This is a genomic window from Erwinia wuhanensis, from assembly GCF_030484085.1.
Lineage (GTDB): Bacteria > Pseudomonadota > Gammaproteobacteria > Enterobacterales > Enterobacteriaceae > Erwinia > Erwinia aeris.
This window is the reverse complement of the sequence record NZ_JAUJUH010000001.1, coordinates 185370-201792: the sequence shown is the minus strand read 5'-3', so window position 1 is coordinate 201792 and position 16423 is coordinate 185370. Positions and strand designations below refer to the sequence as shown.

Annotated in this window: 13 protein-coding genes; 9 read left to right on the top strand and 4 right to left on the bottom strand. The window is 54.9% G+C overall.

Annotated elements, in window-relative coordinates; translation table 11 throughout:
- Positions 1-69 precede the first annotated feature (69 nt).
- The gene (locus tag QZH36_RS00925; protein ID WP_253453742.1) at positions 70-819 is read right to left on the bottom strand and encodes a MipA/OmpV family protein; all 750 of its coding nucleotides are present in this window, start codon (positions 817-819) and stop codon (positions 70-72) included.
- Positions 820-866: 47 nt separating this feature from the next.
- On the opposite strand from QZH36_RS00925, the gene QZH36_RS00920 reads away from it, so the two are divergent.
- The 7 genes from QZH36_RS00920 (at position 867) to QZH36_RS00890 (ending at position 10311) form a co-directional block, all read left to right on the top strand.
- On the top strand, positions 867-1079 hold the full coding sequence (locus tag QZH36_RS00920) for a hypothetical protein (protein ID WP_253453740.1): 213 nt from the start codon (positions 867-869) through the stop codon (positions 1077-1079).
- Positions 1080-1250: 171 nt separating this feature from the next.
- A complete protein-coding gene (yeaG, locus tag QZH36_RS00915; protein WP_301729467.1) occupies positions 1251-3185 on the top strand; it encodes a protein kinase YeaG in 1935 nt (644 codons plus the stop codon).
- 70 nt (positions 3186-3255) lie between these two features.
- Positions 3256-4533, top strand: a complete 1278-nt coding sequence (locus QZH36_RS00910; RefSeq protein ID WP_253453738.1) for a YeaH/YhbH family protein — start codon at positions 3256-3258, stop codon at positions 4531-4533.
- A 598-nt stretch (positions 4534-5131) separates the two neighbouring features.
- Positions 5132-6859 (top strand): potassium/proton antiporter, encoded by a 1728-nt coding sequence (locus tag QZH36_RS00905; protein WP_253453737.1) that lies wholly within the window; start codon positions 5132-5134, stop codon positions 6857-6859.
- A 67-nt stretch (positions 6860-6926) separates the two neighbouring features.
- Positions 6927-7160, top strand: coding sequence for a DUF1480 family protein (locus QZH36_RS00900; protein ID WP_253453735.1), 234 nt, complete (start codon positions 6927-6929; stop codon positions 7158-7160).
- A gap of 386 nt (positions 7161-7546) precedes the next feature.
- Positions 7547-9013 carry an undecaprenyl-phosphate galactose phosphotransferase WbaP gene (gene wbaP, locus QZH36_RS00895; RefSeq protein ID WP_253453732.1) on the top strand — a complete coding sequence of 489 codons (1467 nt, stop codon included), beginning with the start codon at positions 7547-7549 and terminating at the stop codon, positions 9011-9013.
- A gap of 107 nt (positions 9014-9120) precedes the next feature.
- Positions 9121-10311 (top strand): multidrug effflux MFS transporter, encoded by a 1191-nt coding sequence (locus QZH36_RS00890; protein WP_253453730.1) that lies wholly within the window; start codon positions 9121-9123, stop codon positions 10309-10311.
- Between the two features lie 2 nt (positions 10312-10313).
- Here QZH36_RS00890 and dadX read toward each other — a convergent pair whose 3' ends face one another.
- Positions 10314-11384, bottom strand: a complete 1071-nt coding sequence (dadX, locus tag QZH36_RS00885) for a catabolic alanine racemase DadX (protein WP_301729466.1) — start codon at positions 11382-11384, stop codon at positions 10314-10316.
- Positions 11385-11408: 24 nt separating this feature from the next.
- Positions 11409-12704, bottom strand: coding sequence for a D-amino acid dehydrogenase (locus tag QZH36_RS00880; protein ID WP_253453724.1), 1296 nt, complete (start codon positions 12702-12704; stop codon positions 11409-11411).
- A gap of 524 nt (positions 12705-13228) precedes the next feature.
- Here QZH36_RS00880 and QZH36_RS00875 point away from each other — a divergent pair.
- Positions 13229-14764, top strand: a complete 1536-nt coding sequence (locus QZH36_RS00875) for a SpoVR family protein (protein WP_301729465.1) — start codon at positions 13229-13231, stop codon at positions 14762-14764.
- A gap of 65 nt (positions 14765-14829) precedes the next feature.
- On the opposite strand, the gene fadR is transcribed toward QZH36_RS00875, so the two are convergent.
- Positions 14830-15546, bottom strand: coding sequence for a fatty acid metabolism transcriptional regulator FadR (gene fadR / locus QZH36_RS00870; RefSeq protein ID WP_253453719.1), 717 nt, complete (start codon positions 15544-15546; stop codon positions 14830-14832).
- Positions 15547-15848: 302 nt separating this feature from the next.
- Here fadR and dsbB point away from each other — a divergent pair, with 302 nt between their 5' ends.
- On the top strand, positions 15849-16379 hold the full coding sequence (dsbB, locus tag QZH36_RS00865) for a disulfide bond formation protein DsbB (RefSeq protein ID WP_253453716.1): 531 nt from the start codon (positions 15849-15851) through the stop codon (positions 16377-16379).
- The last annotated feature ends 44 nt before the right edge of the window (positions 16380-16423 follow it).

The window sequence follows — 16423 nt, the reverse complement described above, 5'->3', positions numbered from 1 at the left end:
CCTGCACTGTTTCAGATCGCCATCATGATGCAAAAGGGCGCTGAGCGCCCTTTTATGATGCAGCCTTAATTAAAAGGTGTAGCTGATGCCGGTCCAGACGCTGACCTGAGAATCTTTGTCCACCATCGGGCTGTCTTTGACCTCGTCGCTCAGGCGCGTATAGCGACCGGCAACCGTGGCGTTCCAGCTCTGATTAATCGACCAGGCAGCCGTCAGCTCCAGGTAAGGGTTCCAGCTGTCGTCGGCCTCGTAGCTGCGCAATCCGCTACGGCGCGATTCATTCTTAGAAACGCCATAATAGTAATCGTTCTGGTTTTCGCTGCTGTAGAGCGCGCCGATGCCCGGCGTCAGGCTGAAATCGCCGAAGTGGAAGCTGTAGAGATAAGTCAGATCCCAGATATAGCCGTCGCTGTTATCCAGCATATCGCCAGCCAGCACCGTCCTGATCGTACCCCAGTCAGCCGTATGGCGATAAGCCAGGCCGCCCATCAGCGTCATATGACGCTTATCCAGCGCTTTCAGCTGTTTATTGTCGGTATCATCGGGATCGAAGTTCTGCGGCGAGCCCAACACCGTCAGCGACAGCTGATCCTGTGAATCTTTCCAGAGGTAGTAGCCCGCCGTCAGGCTGCGCACATAAAAGCTGTCGCCTTCATAGTTAATGACCGGTACCGGGTAATAACGATCGTCACCACCTTTGTAAGGGCTTTGGCTGTAAATCACCGAGGCGCCAAGCGTTAACGGATTAGCATGAGCTACGCCAGCGGTAAAACAAACGGGTAAAAGCGCGGCAAGCGCGCTAACTTTGAAATAGTTCACAATTAATTCATTCCATAAATATAACAATCAGCAGAGTGAGTTTATCAGTGTTACATCATTTGTTTAAAATTTTAAAGATTCTGCCGCACGCAGAATCAACTTTAACGCTGCCAGCGCCTGAAGATACCAGGCGTGCTTATTTACAAAATCCCGCCAGCCCGCATCAGGCAAGGGGCAGCGCTAAGATCAATTCTGACTTTGTTATTGAAATTGCATCAGAAATGCGAGGAGGTTCAGGAAATTTCCTGAATGCCAACTAAGCTTTAATCAAAGACGCTAAGTTTGAAGAGCAGAGTAACCATCTTTGTTGTGTATCCCGATTAGAAGTCAGGTTGGCATAAGGGTTGCTGTACTCATTATAAGTTCCTTCAGGGGCTTTCCCTCATTAGGCTCCTGGTACCTGTGCTAAAAACGAAAGGACGGGCATCGCTATGAATATATTCGATCACTATCGTCAGCGTTATGAAGCTGCCAAGGACGAAGAGTTCACACTGCAGGAATTTCTTACCGTTTGCCGGCAAGATCGTAGTGCATACGCCAACGCGGCAGAAAGGCTATTAATGGCTATTGGTGAGCCAATAATGGTCGATACTGCTCAGGAGCCACGCCTTTCCCGACTGTTTTCCAATCGCGTCATTGCACGCTATCCCGCCTTTGAGGAGTTTTACGGCATGGAGGAAGCGATTGAGCAAATCGTTTCTTATCTGAAGCATGCCGCGCAGGGGCTGGAAGAGAAGAAACAGATCCTCTATCTGCTGGGCCCGGTGGGCGGCGGTAAATCTTCGCTTGCCGAGCGTCTGAAATCTTTGATGCAGCGCGTACCCATTTACGTGCTCAGCGCCGACGGCGAACGTAGCCCGGTCAACGATCATCCGCTGTGCCTGTTTAACCCGCAGGAAGACGCCAATATCCTTGAAAAAGAGTACGGCGTGCCGCGGCGTTACCTCGGCACCATTATGTCGCCCTGGGCGGCCAAACGGCTGCATGAGTTTGGCGGCGATATCTCCCGCTTTAAAGTTGTAAAAGTCTGGCCGTCGATTCTGGAACAGCTCGCCATTGCCAAAACCGAACCGGGCGATGAAAACAACCAGGATATTTCCGCGCTGGTAGGTAAAGTAGATATCCGTAAACTGGAGAACCACGCACAGAACGATCCGGACGCCTATGGCTATTCTGGCGCGCTGTGCCGGGCTAACCAAGGGATTATGGAATTCGTAGAGATGTTTAAAGCGCCAATCAAGGTGCTGCATCCTTTACTGACCGCGACCCAGGAAGGTAACTATAACGGTACCGAAGGGATTTCCGCCCTGCCTTTCAACGGCATTATTCTGGCGCACTCCAACGAATCAGAATGGGTGACCTTCCGTAATAACAAAAACAACGAGGCGTTTCTTGACCGTGTTTATATCGTCAAGGTGCCTTACTGCCTGCGCGTGTCGGAAGAGATCAAGATCTACGACAAGCTGCTTGACCACAGTGAGCTGACGCACGCGCCATGCGCGCCAGGCACGCTGGAAACGCTGGCGCGCTTCTCCATTCTTTCTCGCCTGAAAGAGCCGGAAAACTCCAGCACCTACTCGAAAATGCGCGTCTATGACGGCGAAAGCCTGAAAGATACCGATCCAAAAGCTAAATCCTACCAGGAATACCGTGATTACGCCGGGGTCGATGAAGGGATGAACGGTTTATCCACCCGCTTCGCCTTTAAAATCCTGTCCCGCGTGTTTAACTTCAATCATACCGAAGTTGCCGCCAACCCGGTGCATCTGTTCTACGTGCTGGAGCAGCAGATCGAACGCGAACAGTTCCCGCAGGATTTAGCCGAAAAATACCTTGAGCACCTGAAAGGCTATCTGATCCCGAAATATGCCGAGTTTATTGGCAAAGAGATCCAGACCGCCTACCTGGAATCTTATTCAGAGTACGGTCAGAATATCTTTGACCGCTACGTAACCTATGCCGATTTCTGGATCCAGGATCAGGAATACCGCGACCCGGATACCGGCCAGCTGTTCGACCGCGAATCGCTGAATGCGGAGCTGGAAAAAATCGAGAAGCCTGCCGGGATCAGCAATCCGAAAGACTTCCGTAACGAAATCGTCAACTTTGTGCTGCGTGCCCGTGCCCACAACAGCGGGCGTAATCCAAACTGGACCAGCTATGAAAAACTGCGCACGGTAATCGAGAAGAAAATGTTCTCGAATACCGAGGAACTGCTGCCGGTTATTTCGTTCAATGCCAAAACGTCCACGGATGAACAGAAAAAACATGATGATTTCGTCGACCGTATGATGGAAAAAGGCTATACCCGCAAGCAGGTTCGTCTGCTGTGCGAATGGTATCTGCGCGTGAGAAAATCATCCTAAACCCGACTTCATAAATGCATTCCCGTGGGTCAGCAAACCTGGCCCAACGGCAACGTTGTTTGGGGGAATTATGGCCTATTTTATCGATCGGCGTCTTAACGGTAAAAACAAAAGCGCGGTGAACCGTCAGCGCTTTTTACGCCGCTATAAGTCGCAAATCAAACAGTCGATCTCCGAGGCCATTAATAAGCGTTCGGTAACCGACATTGAGAGCGGCGAGTCAGTTTCTATCCCCGTTGATGATATCAACGAACCGGTATTTCATCAGGGCCGTGGCGGCCAGCGCCATCGCGTGCATCCCGGCAATGACCATTTTGTGCAAAACGATCGTGTCGAACGCCCTCAGGGAGGCGGCGGCGGTGGCGGTAGCGGACAGGGCAATGCCAGTCAGGATGGCGAGGGCAAAGATGAATTCGTCTTTAATATCTCTAAGGATGAGTATCTGGATCTGTTATTTGAAGATCTGGCCCTGCCGAACCTGAAAAAGAATCAGCATCGTCAGCTGAACGAGTACAAGGTGCATCGTGCCGGCTTCACCTCTAACGGCGTGCCGGCAAATATCAGCGTGGTGCGTTCGCTCCAGAACTCGCTGGCGCGGCGTACGGCCATGACAGCCGGGAAGCGGCGAATGCTGGGCGAGCTGGAGGCCGCGCTGGAAGCCGTGCAGAAAGCCGAACCGGCCCAGCTGCTGGAAGAAGAACGCCTGCGCCAGGAGATTGCCGACCTGCGCGCCCGTATTAAACGCGTGCCCTTTATTGATACCTTTGACCTGCGCTATAAAAACTTTGAGAAGCGTCCCGAACCGTCCAGCCAGGCCGTGATGTTCTGCCTGATGGACGTTTCCGGCTCCATGGATCAGGCCACCAAAGATATGGCTAAACGCTTTTATATTCTGCTCTATCTGTTCCTGAGCAGAACCTATAAAAATGTTGAGGTGGTCTATATTCGCCACCATACGCAGGCGAAAGAAGTGGACGAGCAGGAGTTCTTCTACTCGCAGGAAACGGGGGGCACTATTGTTTCCAGCGCCCTGAAGCTGATGGATGAAGTGGTGAAAGAGCGTTACGATCCGGCGCAGTGGAATATTTATGCTGCTCAGGCTTCCGATGGCGATAACTGGGCGGACGATTCACCGCTCTGTCATGAAATCCTGGCCAAGCATATTTTGCCGGTAGTGCGTTATTACAGCTACATCGAAATTACCCGCCGCGCCCATCAGACGCTGTGGCGCGAGTACGAGCATTTACAGGCGATGTTCGACAACTTTGCTATCCAACATATTCGTGAGCCGGAAGATATTTATCCGGTATTCCGTGAGCTTTTCCACAAGCAGGCGGAAAACGCCTGAAAGTAGTGATAAATCAGTCAGCATTTCGGGCTGGCTGATTTTCTTACCCGCTTAGCAACATTCAGCGCTGCCTGAAGCCGCCTTTCAACCCCGGGCTGTTTACAGCTTTGGCAAAATGACGTGCCGGGCCGGGCAACGTACTATGCCTGGGTCAGGCAGCAGCCTTCTGAAAAAACCTTGCTCCTGAAGAGTGCATTGCGTTTCGCTTTCGATGCTTAAGCGTTTTTACCCTTCTCTCAGCCTTCGCCGCCGTCAGGCCAGGCTTACGCTAAAAACGACGTCCGATGCAACGCTTACCGCTGCTGATTATGCAGTAAATACCCCTTCTTTCTCCCGTTTCGCTCCCATCCTTCCCGCCAGTCCCTCTCAAGCTAACGACATTAATCGTATTCTGATGTCAAAAGCACAGGCTATTTGTTACTATTATTCCCGCGATCGTTCCAGAATTTCTAAATTATCATACACTTGTTAGCTGCAGCAGCAGAAAACACGCCAAAACAGCCGTGGCGAAACAAAATTGCCCCTATTCCTATATTCAGGGTATGCTTACGCCTCGCCATCGACGCAGTTTTTTTATCAGATACAGGAGATTGCCCCATTGGAAGCCAGTGCTATCTATAGTCTGTTTATCATCGGTTCAGTGCTGGTGGCGGCAAGCATCTTGCTCAGTTCCTTCTCTTCAAAGCTCGGCATCCCTATTCTGGTTATTTTCCTCGCGCTGGGCATGTTGGCCGGCGTGGACGGCATTGGCGGCATCGCTTTTGATAATTATCCTGCCGCTTACCTTATCAGTAACCTGGCGCTGGCGGTGATCCTGCTGGATGGCGGAATGCGCACCCAGGCCAGCTCGTTCAAAGTTGCGCTGGGCCCGGCGCTCTCGCTGTCGACCATCGGCGTGCTGATTACGGCCGGGCTGACCGGCATGGCGGCCGCCTGGCTGTTTAACCTGAGCATGATTGAGGGCTTCCTGGTCGGGGCGATTATCGGTTCGACCGACGCGGCGGCCGTATTTTCGCTGCTCGGCGGTAAAGGGCTGAATGAACGCGTCAGCGCCACGCTGGAAATGGAATCCGGCAGCAACGATCCTATGGCGGTGTTCCTGACCATTACGCTGATCGAAATGCTGGAACAGGGTCAGACCGGCCTGAGCTGGATGTTTATCGTGCATCTTATTCAGCAGTTTGGTTTGGGTATCGTGTTGGGCCTGGGCGGCGGCTGGGGGCTGTTGCAGCTGATTAATCGCGTCTCGCTGCCCAGCGGGCTTTATCCGCTGCTGGCCGTCAGCGGCGGCATTCTGGTGTTTGCGCTGACCACCGTGCTGGAAGGCAGCGGCATTCTGGCGGTCTATCTTTGCGGCTTCTGGCTGGGCAATAACCCAATCCGCAACCGGCACGGCATTCTGCAAACCTTTGACGGCATGGCCTGGCTGAGCCAGATCGGTATGTTCCTGGTGCTGGGGCTGCTGGTGAATCCTACCGATCTCTGGAATATCGCCTTACCGGCCATGCTGCTGTCGCTGTGGCTGATCCTGTTTGCCCGTCCGCTCTCCGTTTTTGTCGGCCTGCTGCCGTTTCGTGGGTTTACCACGCGTGAGCGCTTCTTTATCAGCTGGGTTGGTCTGCGCGGTGCGGTGCCTATTATCCTGGCGGTTTTCCCGATGATGGCCGGACTGCCGCATGCCTCGCTGTTCTTTAACATCGCATTCTTTGTGGTGCTGGTTTCGCTGATGGTACAGGGAACCTCTCTCGGCTATGCTGCCCGTAAAGCCAGGGTGATCGTGCCGCCTACCGCCTCGCCTGTTTCCCGCGTGGGCCTGGATATCCACCCTGAGAATCCCTGGGAGCAGTTTGTCTACCAGCTGGGCGCTGATAAATGGTGTATCGGCGCCGCGCTACGCGAGCTGAAAATGCCGCGCGAGACGCGTATCGCCGCGCTTTTCCGCGATAATCTGCTGCTGCATCCAACCGGCAATACCCGTCTGCGCGAAGGCGACGTGCTGTGCGTGATTGGCCGCGAAAAGGATCTGCCGGAACTGGGCAAACTGTTCAGCCAGTCGCCGCCCGTTTCGCTCGATCAGCGCTTCTTTGGCGACTTTATTCTTCAGGCCGATGCTCGCCTGCATGACGTTTCAGAAATTTACGGCATCGAGCTGGATGAAGAGATGAATATGCAGCAGACGCTCGGGCATCTGGTCGCCAGCATGATCGGCGGCGCGCCGGTGGTCGGCGATCAGGTGGAATGGAAAAACATGATTTGGACCGTGGCGGAAAAGCAGGATAACGAAATAGTGAAAATCGGCGTGCGGATGGCGGAAGAGCGAGAATAATCCTGGGGCCGACTGGCAAATAACGACTACGCTTAAAGTTCGTGTCTAATCCGGAAGGGAGAAAATCATGGGTCATGTCGTAAAGATTGGTCGCTATGAAATTATCGACGCAGAGCTGGATGCGCAAAATGTCGATACGGTCATTATTCCCTGCAAGACCAACCCGGCGCTGAGCTATCAGCTCGACGGGTGGGATAATGAGACCAGCGTGCCCGCCTGGATTGATGGCGAACCTGTCGATCTGGCTATCGGTCACTACGATACCGAGCAGGATCAGTGGGTACTGAAAAAGCCAGCCTGAATCTGAACCAAAGCCGCTTATCTTGCCGCCGCGTTATTTCGCGGCGGTGAGCTATAATAATGTCTTATATTTGTTATACGCCTGTCATAAATTATCTTTTGCAATTTAATTTCCCGCTTCGTTTACTTTCCATTTCCTTTCAAAAAGCATTTTTCCCATTTTAGGAATTACCCGTATTAACTAACTCTCTGCTCTCCTGCATACTCTGTCACTGCTTCATGATGAAACAACGCCGACGTGTTTCATTTATTTAATCTCCTGAAACATACGGCCGTTAACTATTTAATACGCTGAAATTAAAACACTTAATTTCAGTATGATAACCCCTGAACGCGTGCTTGATCCTCGTCAGGTCAGCAATCCCTTATGAAAAGAGAGCAGGCATTATGGCAAGTACTCTGGTACTGAATGACCGTCGCCGCGCATTTAGCGGCACCCGGAAAAACATTATCGCCAAGCTGGCATTAAGTCTTAGCGACTTAATCTCCATTAACCTGGCGCTGTTTTTATCCACGGCAACCGTACGAGGTATTTGGGGGAACCTGGATATATTTCTTCCCCCGCAGGAAGTGCAAATACGCTTTACCGCCCAGTTTGTGATGTCCGTGGTCTGTACGGCCTGGTTCTGGATGCGGCTTCGTCACTATACCTACCGCAAGCCTTTCTGGTTTGAGCTGAAAGAGATCATTAAAACCCTGGTGATTTTCTCCCTGCTCGACTTGGCGCTGATTGCGTTTTCAAAATGGGATTTCTCCCGTCTGCTGTGGAGCTTCACCTGGATCTATGCGCTGGTCCTGGTGCCGCTGCTGCGCTCCAGCGTCAAGCACGCCATTCTGAAAGCGGGACAGTGGCAGAAGCAAACTATCATCATCGGCTCCGGTAAAAACGCCCGCGAAGCCTATGCGGCGCTGCAAAGCGAAGAGATCCTGGGCTATGAGGTAAAAGCTTTTGTCGCCTCTAACGGCCATACCGGCGCGGAAAGCCTGAACGGCGTGCCGGTTATTACCGCGAAGGACATCGTCTGGGACACGGTCGATCTGGAAAACACCCAGTTTATCGTTGCCATGGAGTACGAGCAGCAGGCGATGCGCGATAAGTGGCTCAAGCTGCTGTCGAAAAAGAAATGCCGCAGCGTTTCGGTCGTCCCGACGCTGCGCGGTGTGCCGCTCTACGGCACCGATATGTCTTTTATCTTCAGTCATGAAGTGATGATCCTGCGCGTCAGCAATAACCTGGCCAAACGCTCTTCACGCTTCCTGAAGCGCGTGTTCGACGTGGTGGTCGCCTCGCTGCTGCTGCTGTTCCTGGCCCCGGCTTTCGGCCTGATCTGCTGGCTGGTGGGCCGGGACGGCGGTAACAAAATTTACGGTCACGAACGCGTCGGTCAGGACGGCAAGAAGTTTAAATGCCTGAAGTTCCGCTCAATGGTCACCAACTCGAAAGAGGTGCTGGAAGAGCTGCTGGCAACCAGCGCCGAAGCGCGCGCCGAATGGGATAAAGACTTCAAGCTGAAAAACGATCCGCGCGTAACCAAAATCGGTGCTTTCCTGCGTAAAACCAGCCTGGACGAGCTGCCGCAGCTGTGGAACGTGATCCGTGGCGAGATGAGCCTGGTGGGGCCGCGTCCGGTGATTGAAGCGGAGCTGGAGCGCTACGCGGGCGACGTTGACTATTATCTGATGGCGAAACCGGGGATGACCGGCCTGTGGCAGGTTAGCGGCCGTAACGATATCGACTACGATACCCGCGTCTATTTCGACTCCTGGTATGTGAAAAACTGGGCGCTGTGGACGGATATCGCCATCCTGTTTAAAACGGCTGGCGTGGTACTGCGTCGCGACGGCGCTTACTGAGTTCCGGGGCGGCTGCTGCGGCACCGCCCCATAAGTTTTCCTTTTCTTTTCTCCCCGTTATCACTACTCTGTGCGGCTTGCTTTTTTTACTGGACGCCGCCGCCTCGATGCAAAAATTCACCTTACTTCTTCTCAGCCTGGTTCTGTTAGCACCGCTTGGCATCGATCTTTATTTGCCTACGCTGCCCGATATCGCGCTTGGGCTGAATACGCCGGTCAGCACCGTGCAAACGACTATTCCTCTGTTTCTGCTGGTGATGGGCCTGGGGCAGATTGTCGCCGGCCCGCTGGTGGATAACCTGGGCAGAAAGCCCGTGGCGCTGGCCGGGCTGCTGCTGTATATCGTTGGCAGCGTGCTGGCCGCCACCGCTTCCGGCTGGCCGCAGTTCCTCTGCGCGCGCGTGGTGCAGGGCTGCGCCGTTTGCTGTACCGCCGTGGTCGCCTTCAGCGGCGTGCGCGACAGGCTTGACGGCGACGATGCCGCCCGCGCCTATGGCTTTCTGAACGGCGCGCTGAATATCGTGCCCGCGCTGGCACCAATGCTGGGCGGCTTTCTTGCCGAGGCCTTTGGCTGGCGCGCGCCCTTCTGGTTTTTAACCGCCTATGCGGTCGTCATTGGTCTGCTGGTGATTTTCTTTTTACCGGAGACCCGCCCGGCAGGCACGCTGGCCGTAAAAGGCATTCCGCTGCGTCAGTACTGGCAGATCCTGCGTCAGCCTCGCTTCCTGGCTTTCGCCTTTGCCAACGCGGGCGCGCTGGGGATGGTATTAACTTACGTCTCGCTGGCGCCGCAGGTGCTGATGACCGAGGGCCAGCTCTCTGCGCTGCAGTTCTCCATCGCCTTTGGCGCCAACGGCTTCTGGATCATGCTGGTCAGCGTGCTGGTGAATAAGATGATCCGCAAGCTGGGTCGCCCGATTTGTCTGGCGACGGGCAGCGTGGCGATGACGCTGGGCGCGGTGATGCTGTTGGGCGGCGTGCTGCTGTTACCGCTGGCATGGCAGCATCACTGGGCGCTCTATATGCTGCCGGTGGCGGTATCCGTCGCCGGGCTGGCTTTTACCGTCGGCCCGGCCACCAGCTACGCGCTGGAGCCCTATCAGAAACAGGCGGGCGTCGCTTCCGCGCTGGCGGGCTTTATCCAGATGGCCGGCGGCGCGTCGGGTGGGCTGTTGGCGATGGCGCTGCCGCTGGCGGAAAAATCCGCGCTGGCGCTGATGATGGTGGTGGGCGCGATACTGACGGGAACGGCCTGGTACTACAGTAAAAAAGTGCGCGGCACGCTGACCGCGCTTTAACCTTAAACGACGTTTACCGGTACGCGAGGCGCGAGCGCGCACATCAGCTCATAGCCTACCGTACCGGCCGCTTTTGCCACCTCGTCGATTTTGATGTTGTTACCCCACAGCTCCACCTGAGTACCGATGCCCGCCTGCTGGCAGGGCGTCAAATCCACCGTGATCATATCCATGGAAACCGCGCCGACAATCTGCGTTCTGACGCCATCAACCCAAACCGGCGTGCCGGTTGGCGCATGGCGCGGATAGCCGTCGGCATAGCCGCAGGCAACGATGCCGATACGCTGCTCGTCGCTGGCGCGGTAGCGTGCGCCATACCCTACGCCATCGCCGCGCCTGAGCGACTGGACGCCGATGATTTCACCGTTCAGCGTCATGGCTGGCCGTAGCCCGCTGCTGGCGACATCCTGCCAGTCGCCGCTTGGCGAAGCGCCATAGAGGATAATGCCCGGACGCACCCAGTCGTAATGGGTGTGGCTGTGCCACAACGTCGCCGCCGAATTCGCCAGCGAGCGCGGGCAGTTCAGCCCCTCCGCCGCCTGATTGATGCGCGCCATCGGCGCCGTCACGCCTTCATTGCTTTCCGCTTCGGCAAAATGCGCCATCAGCGTGATCTCGCCAACGTTCGGCAGCGTTTTAAGCTTGTGCCACACCTGCTGTACCAGCGCGGGCTGAAAGCCAAGACGGTTCATGCCGCTGTTCATTTTCAGGTAAATATCCAGCGGCGCGGAAAGCTTCGCCTTCGCCAGCGCCTGGATCTGCCAGTTGCTGTGCACGCTGGTGGTCAGCCGGTAGCGATCCAGAATCGGCAGCTCGTCCGCATGGAAAAAACCTTCCAGCAGCAGGATGGGCTTATTCCAGCCGCTTTCGCGCAGCAGAATAGCCTCTTCAAGATTCAGCAGCGCAAAACCGTCGGTCTCTGACAGGCTTTGCCAGACGCGAGCGATACTGTGTCCGTAGGCGTTGGCTTTTACCACCGACCAGACGCGGGAGCGAGGAGCAGCCTGGCGGGCGACGGCCAGGTTATGCCGCAACGCGCTGGTGTCGATAGTTGCGACAATAGGACGAGACATAACTTCTCCTGTTATAAGCGGAAACTAGCGCGCGCCGTGCAGTATTGGGCCTGTAGTGGGCAGAAATCCCGGCAGATAGCGCATAACCGATAAATCGTCAGCGGCAATCGCCGGAGCGCGTCCTGAGATAATATCAGAAAGCAGCTGTCCGGAGCCGCAGGCCATGGTCCAACCGAGCGTTCCGTGACCGGTATTCAGATAAAGATTTTTAAACGGCGTGCGGCCGACAATCGGCGTGCCGTCCGGGGTCATCGGACGCAGCCCGGTCCAGAACGTCGCCTGGGCGAGATCGCCGCCCTGCGGATAGAGATCCCGCACCACCATCTCCAGCGTTTCGCGTCTGGCGGGCAGCAGTTTGGTATTGAAGCCGACGATCTCCGCCATGCCGCCCACGCGGATCCGATTATCAAAACGCGTAATCGCCACTTTATAGGTTTCGTCCAGCACCGTGGAAACGGGCGCCGCCTCCGGATTGGTAATCGGGATAGTCAGCGAATAGCCTTTCAGCGGATAAACAGGGATAGCGATAATGTCGCGAAGCAGCGAAGTGGAATAAGAGCCGAACGCCACTACGTACGCGTCCGCCGTCACGATCTCAGCGCCGCATTTCACACCAACAATCTGGTTATGCTCCTGCAGCAGCGCGTCAACGGGCGTATTAAAGCGGAAAGTCACGCCTGCCGCCTTCGCCATCTCCGCCAGCCGACGGGTAAACAGCTGACAGTCGCCGGTTTCGTCGTTAGGCAGGCGCAGACCGCCGGTCAGCAGATGCCTGGTCGTCGCCAGCGCGGGTTCCGCTTCGGCCAGCTGGCTGGCTTCCAGCAGTTCATAGGGCACGCCCGCCTCTTTTAATACCGCAATATCCTTGGTGGCGCTTTCAAACTGCTGCGCGGTGCGGAAAAGCTGCAGCGTTCCACCCTGGCGTCCCTCATAGGCAATACCCGTCTCATGGCGCAGCGCCTTCATGCAGTCGCGGCTGTATTCAGCGATGCGCACCATGCGGCTTTTATTTTCCTGATAGTGGCGCATATCGCAGTTACGCAGCATTTGCCACATCCAGGCCAGCTGGAAACGGCTGCCGTCCGGGCGGATAGCCAGCGGCGCATGACGCTGAAACATCCATTTTATCGCCTTCAGCGGCACGCCGGGCGCCGCCCACGGTGCCGCATAGCCGGGCGAAATTTGTCCCGCGTTGCCCGCGCTGGTTTCCAGCGCCACGTCGGGCTGACGGTCGATAACCGTCACCTCATGCCCGCTTTGGGCCAGATACCAGGCGCTGGCCACGCCCACCACGCCACTTCCCAGAATGACAACTCGCATCGCTACTCCACCGCCGGTTTCTTAAAGATGAATACACTGGATACAGGCGGCCGCTGCGGTGAAAAAAGCTGCGGGATGACAGCGGACGCCCTGTAAAAATATTGCCCTTCTTTTTTACCCTGGGCGGGAATAAAAACAAGATGCCGATGATAAATCGGAGTTTAATATTGCAATAGTTGCGACGGCAGCAGCAAATAATCATGAAGGCGCTATTTATTCCTTTCCGCAGCAGAATATGATTACGCCATATTTTCCGCTTATATACAGGATATTATCCTGTCCGGATTATTATTTTTTGCGCTTTGCCTGACGTTAAAATGATTTTCCGGCTTCCGCTCTATTTTCTGCCGAAGATTTCCATTGTATTCCCCTGAGCGATCGGAGAGAGTGAACTATCATTGAGTTACTGGCTTCAATTCCAGGCCTGTTCCGACGGCGGCAGCGTCATGGCAGGTCGTAATGAAAACGGATGTTTGTCGCTACTGATGTAACGTCGAAAACCGGTTTTAAAAAAGGGGTGCGCTATGACGACTATCTTTGATGAGTCCATTACGAACAGCCAACGACTCAGCGACGGTCCCGACTGGACGTTCGATCTGCTGGACGTCTACCTTGCAGAAATTGACCGCGTCGCCAAACTCTATCGCCTTGATACCTATCCGCATCAAATCGAAGTCATCACTTCTGAACAGATGATGGACGCTTATTCCAGCGTCGGGATGCCCATCAACTACGCGCACTGGTCATTCGGTAAAAAATTTATCGAAACCGAACAGCGCTATAAGCACGGTCAGCAGGGCCTGGCTTATGAAATCGTCATTAACTCCAATCCGTGTATCGCCTATCTGATGGAGGAAAATACCATCACTATGCAGGCGCTGGTGATGGCGCACGCCTGCTATGGCCACAACTCCTTTTTTAAAAATAACTACCTGTTCCGCAGCTGGACGGATGCCAGCTCTATCGTTGACTACCTGATTTTCGCCCGTAACTATATCAGCGAGTGTGAAGAGCGCTACGGCGTGGAGGAAGTCGAACGGCTACTGGATTCCTGCCATGCGCTGATGAACTATGGCGTTGATCGCTACAAGCGCCCGCAAAAGATCTCCTTGCAGGAGGAGAAGGCCCGTCAGCGCAGCCGCGAAGAGTATCTGCAAAGCCAGGTGAACATGCTGTGGCGCACGCTGCCGCGTCGCGAAGCGGAGGCGGCCCATACCGAAGCAGCACGCTATCCCAACGAGCCGCAGGAAAACCTGCTCTATTTTATGGAAAAAAACGCGCCTCTGCTGGAGTCGTGGCAGCGAGAAATCCTGCGTATCGTGCGTAAAGTCAGCCAGTATTTTTATCCGCAGAAGCAGACGCAGGTGATGAACGAGGGCTGGGCGACCTTCTGGCACTACACCATCCTTAATCATCTGTATGACGAGGGCAAAGTCAGCGAGCGCTTTATGCTGGAGTTTCTGCACAGCCATACCAACGTGGTTTATCAGCCGCCCTATAACAGCCAGTGGTATAACGGTATTAACCCTTACGCGCTGGGCTTCGCCATGTTTCAGGATATCAAGCGCATCTGTCAGGAGCCGACGGAAGAAGATCGTTACTGGTTCCCGGATATTGCCGGTTCAGACTGGCTGGAAACGCTGCACTTCGCGATGCGCGAGTTCAAGGACGAGAGCTTTATCAGCCAGTTCCTGTCGCCCAAAATCATGCGGGATTTCCGCCTGTTTACGGTGATGGATGACGATCGCAATAACTTCCTGGAAATTGCCGCTATCCATGACGAGGCGGGCTATCGGGCGATCCGTCAGCAGCTTTCCGCGCAGTATAATTTAAGCAACCTGGAGCCTAATATTCAGGTTTATGATGTCGATCTGCGCGGCGATCGCTCATTAACGCTGCGCTACGTGCCGCATAGCCGCGCGCCGCTGGATAAGAGCCGCCGCGAAGTGTTGAAGCACGTGCATCGCCTGTGGGGCTTTGATGTCCATCTGGAGCAGCAAAATGACGACGGCAGCACGGAAATCCTCGACCGCTGTCCGCCCCGCCCCACTTCCCTGTAATAACCTGAAAAGCCGGTGCTGAAGACCGGCTTTTTTACGGCTTATCCAGAGATTTTACAGGAATACTAACGACGTATGCCGGATTCAGCGGGCATGGTGTTTTGCATGCCGTGCCAGATTTCACCGCTGCGATGGCCGTAATCGCGCACCGTTTCCACAATCTTGTCCAGCTGCTGGGCCTGACAAATCGTCAGCAGCTGCTGATAGAATTCACGCGCCACGCGACGCGCTTCCGGATTTGAAAAATAGTGACGGCCTACGCGGGTGTACAGCCCTTTCAGCCCGTTAAGGATCAGGCCGTAGATAGGATTACCGGAGGCAAAAGCCAGCCCGCGAAAGATATTGTAATCCAGCTCGGTATAGGCTTCCGCCTTGTCTTCTACCTGCTGCGCGGTGACCAGAACCGCCTCAGCTTTATCCGGATGAATACGGATAGCGCGGCGAATAAATACGGAGGAAATATCGGTGCGAACCGAAAGCAGGCTGTCGATAAGCTGCGGCACGCTGTCATGATCGAGACGCGCCAGCGTTTCAAGGATGCTTAAGCCCGAGGTTTCCCAGAAATTATTTACCCGGGTCGGCTTGCCGTGTTGAATGGTCAGCCAGCCGTCGCGCGCCAGGCGCTGCAGCACCTCACGCAGCGTGGTGCGGGTCACGCCGATCAGCTCTGACAGCTCGCGCTCAGCAGGCAGAATTGACCCCGGCGGGAAGCGGCTGTTCCAGATACTTTCGATAATATATTCTTCAGCGAAGCCCGCAGGGCTCTGGGCCTTAATAACCATAGCGTATTGTTTCCGTTGCGTTCAGGGCTGCAAAAATTCGGCTCATCATACCAGATGGCTTAGCCGTCACCTAGACTGACGAAAGCGTAAAACGCTGCCGAAATCGCATTTCTCCTGAAATTAAGCCCTTGATTTACGTTATTAAGCCGTGGCCGCTTTCAGCGCGCCGTCGAAGCGATACATTTTTTTACACAGCGGCTAAGCCGCGCCGTATTCAGCAGCGTAAATTTACCGCATAGTGGCTGGCACGGCAGCCCTTTTGGTTTACACTGCCGGTTCAACGCTTATTACAGGGATTGATTATGTTGCACTATTTTAATAGCCGTTCTCGTGGTCGCGGCGCCTGGTTGCTGATGGCGCTGACGGCTTTTGCTCTGGAGATGGTTGCGCTCTATTTCCAGCACGTGATGCTGCTAAAGCCCTGCGTGATGTGTATTTACGAACGCTGCGCCCTGTTCGGTATTCTTGGCGCTGCGCTGGTGGGCGCTATTGCCCCCAAAACGCCGTTGCGCTGGGTGGCGATCCTGATTTGGATCTATAGCGCCGTGGAAGGCGTGCGTCTGGCATGGGAGCATACGATGATCCAGCTGCATCCGAATCCTTTTACCACCTGTGATTTCGCCGCCCGCTTCCCGCAGTGGCTGCCTCTTGATAAGTGGCTGCCGTCGGTATTCGTTGCGACGGGCGACTGTGCGGAAAATCAGTGGTCGCTGTTTTCGCTGGGTATGCCGCAGTGGATGACGATTATCTTTGCCGCCTACCTCGTTGTCGCCCTGCTGGTGCTGCTTGCGCAGTTTTTCACGCCGAAAAAACGCGATCTTTTTTCCCGCTAAACGCTCTCCTTCTCCCGGTCGTGCCCGTTGTCTGCGGGCGGCCG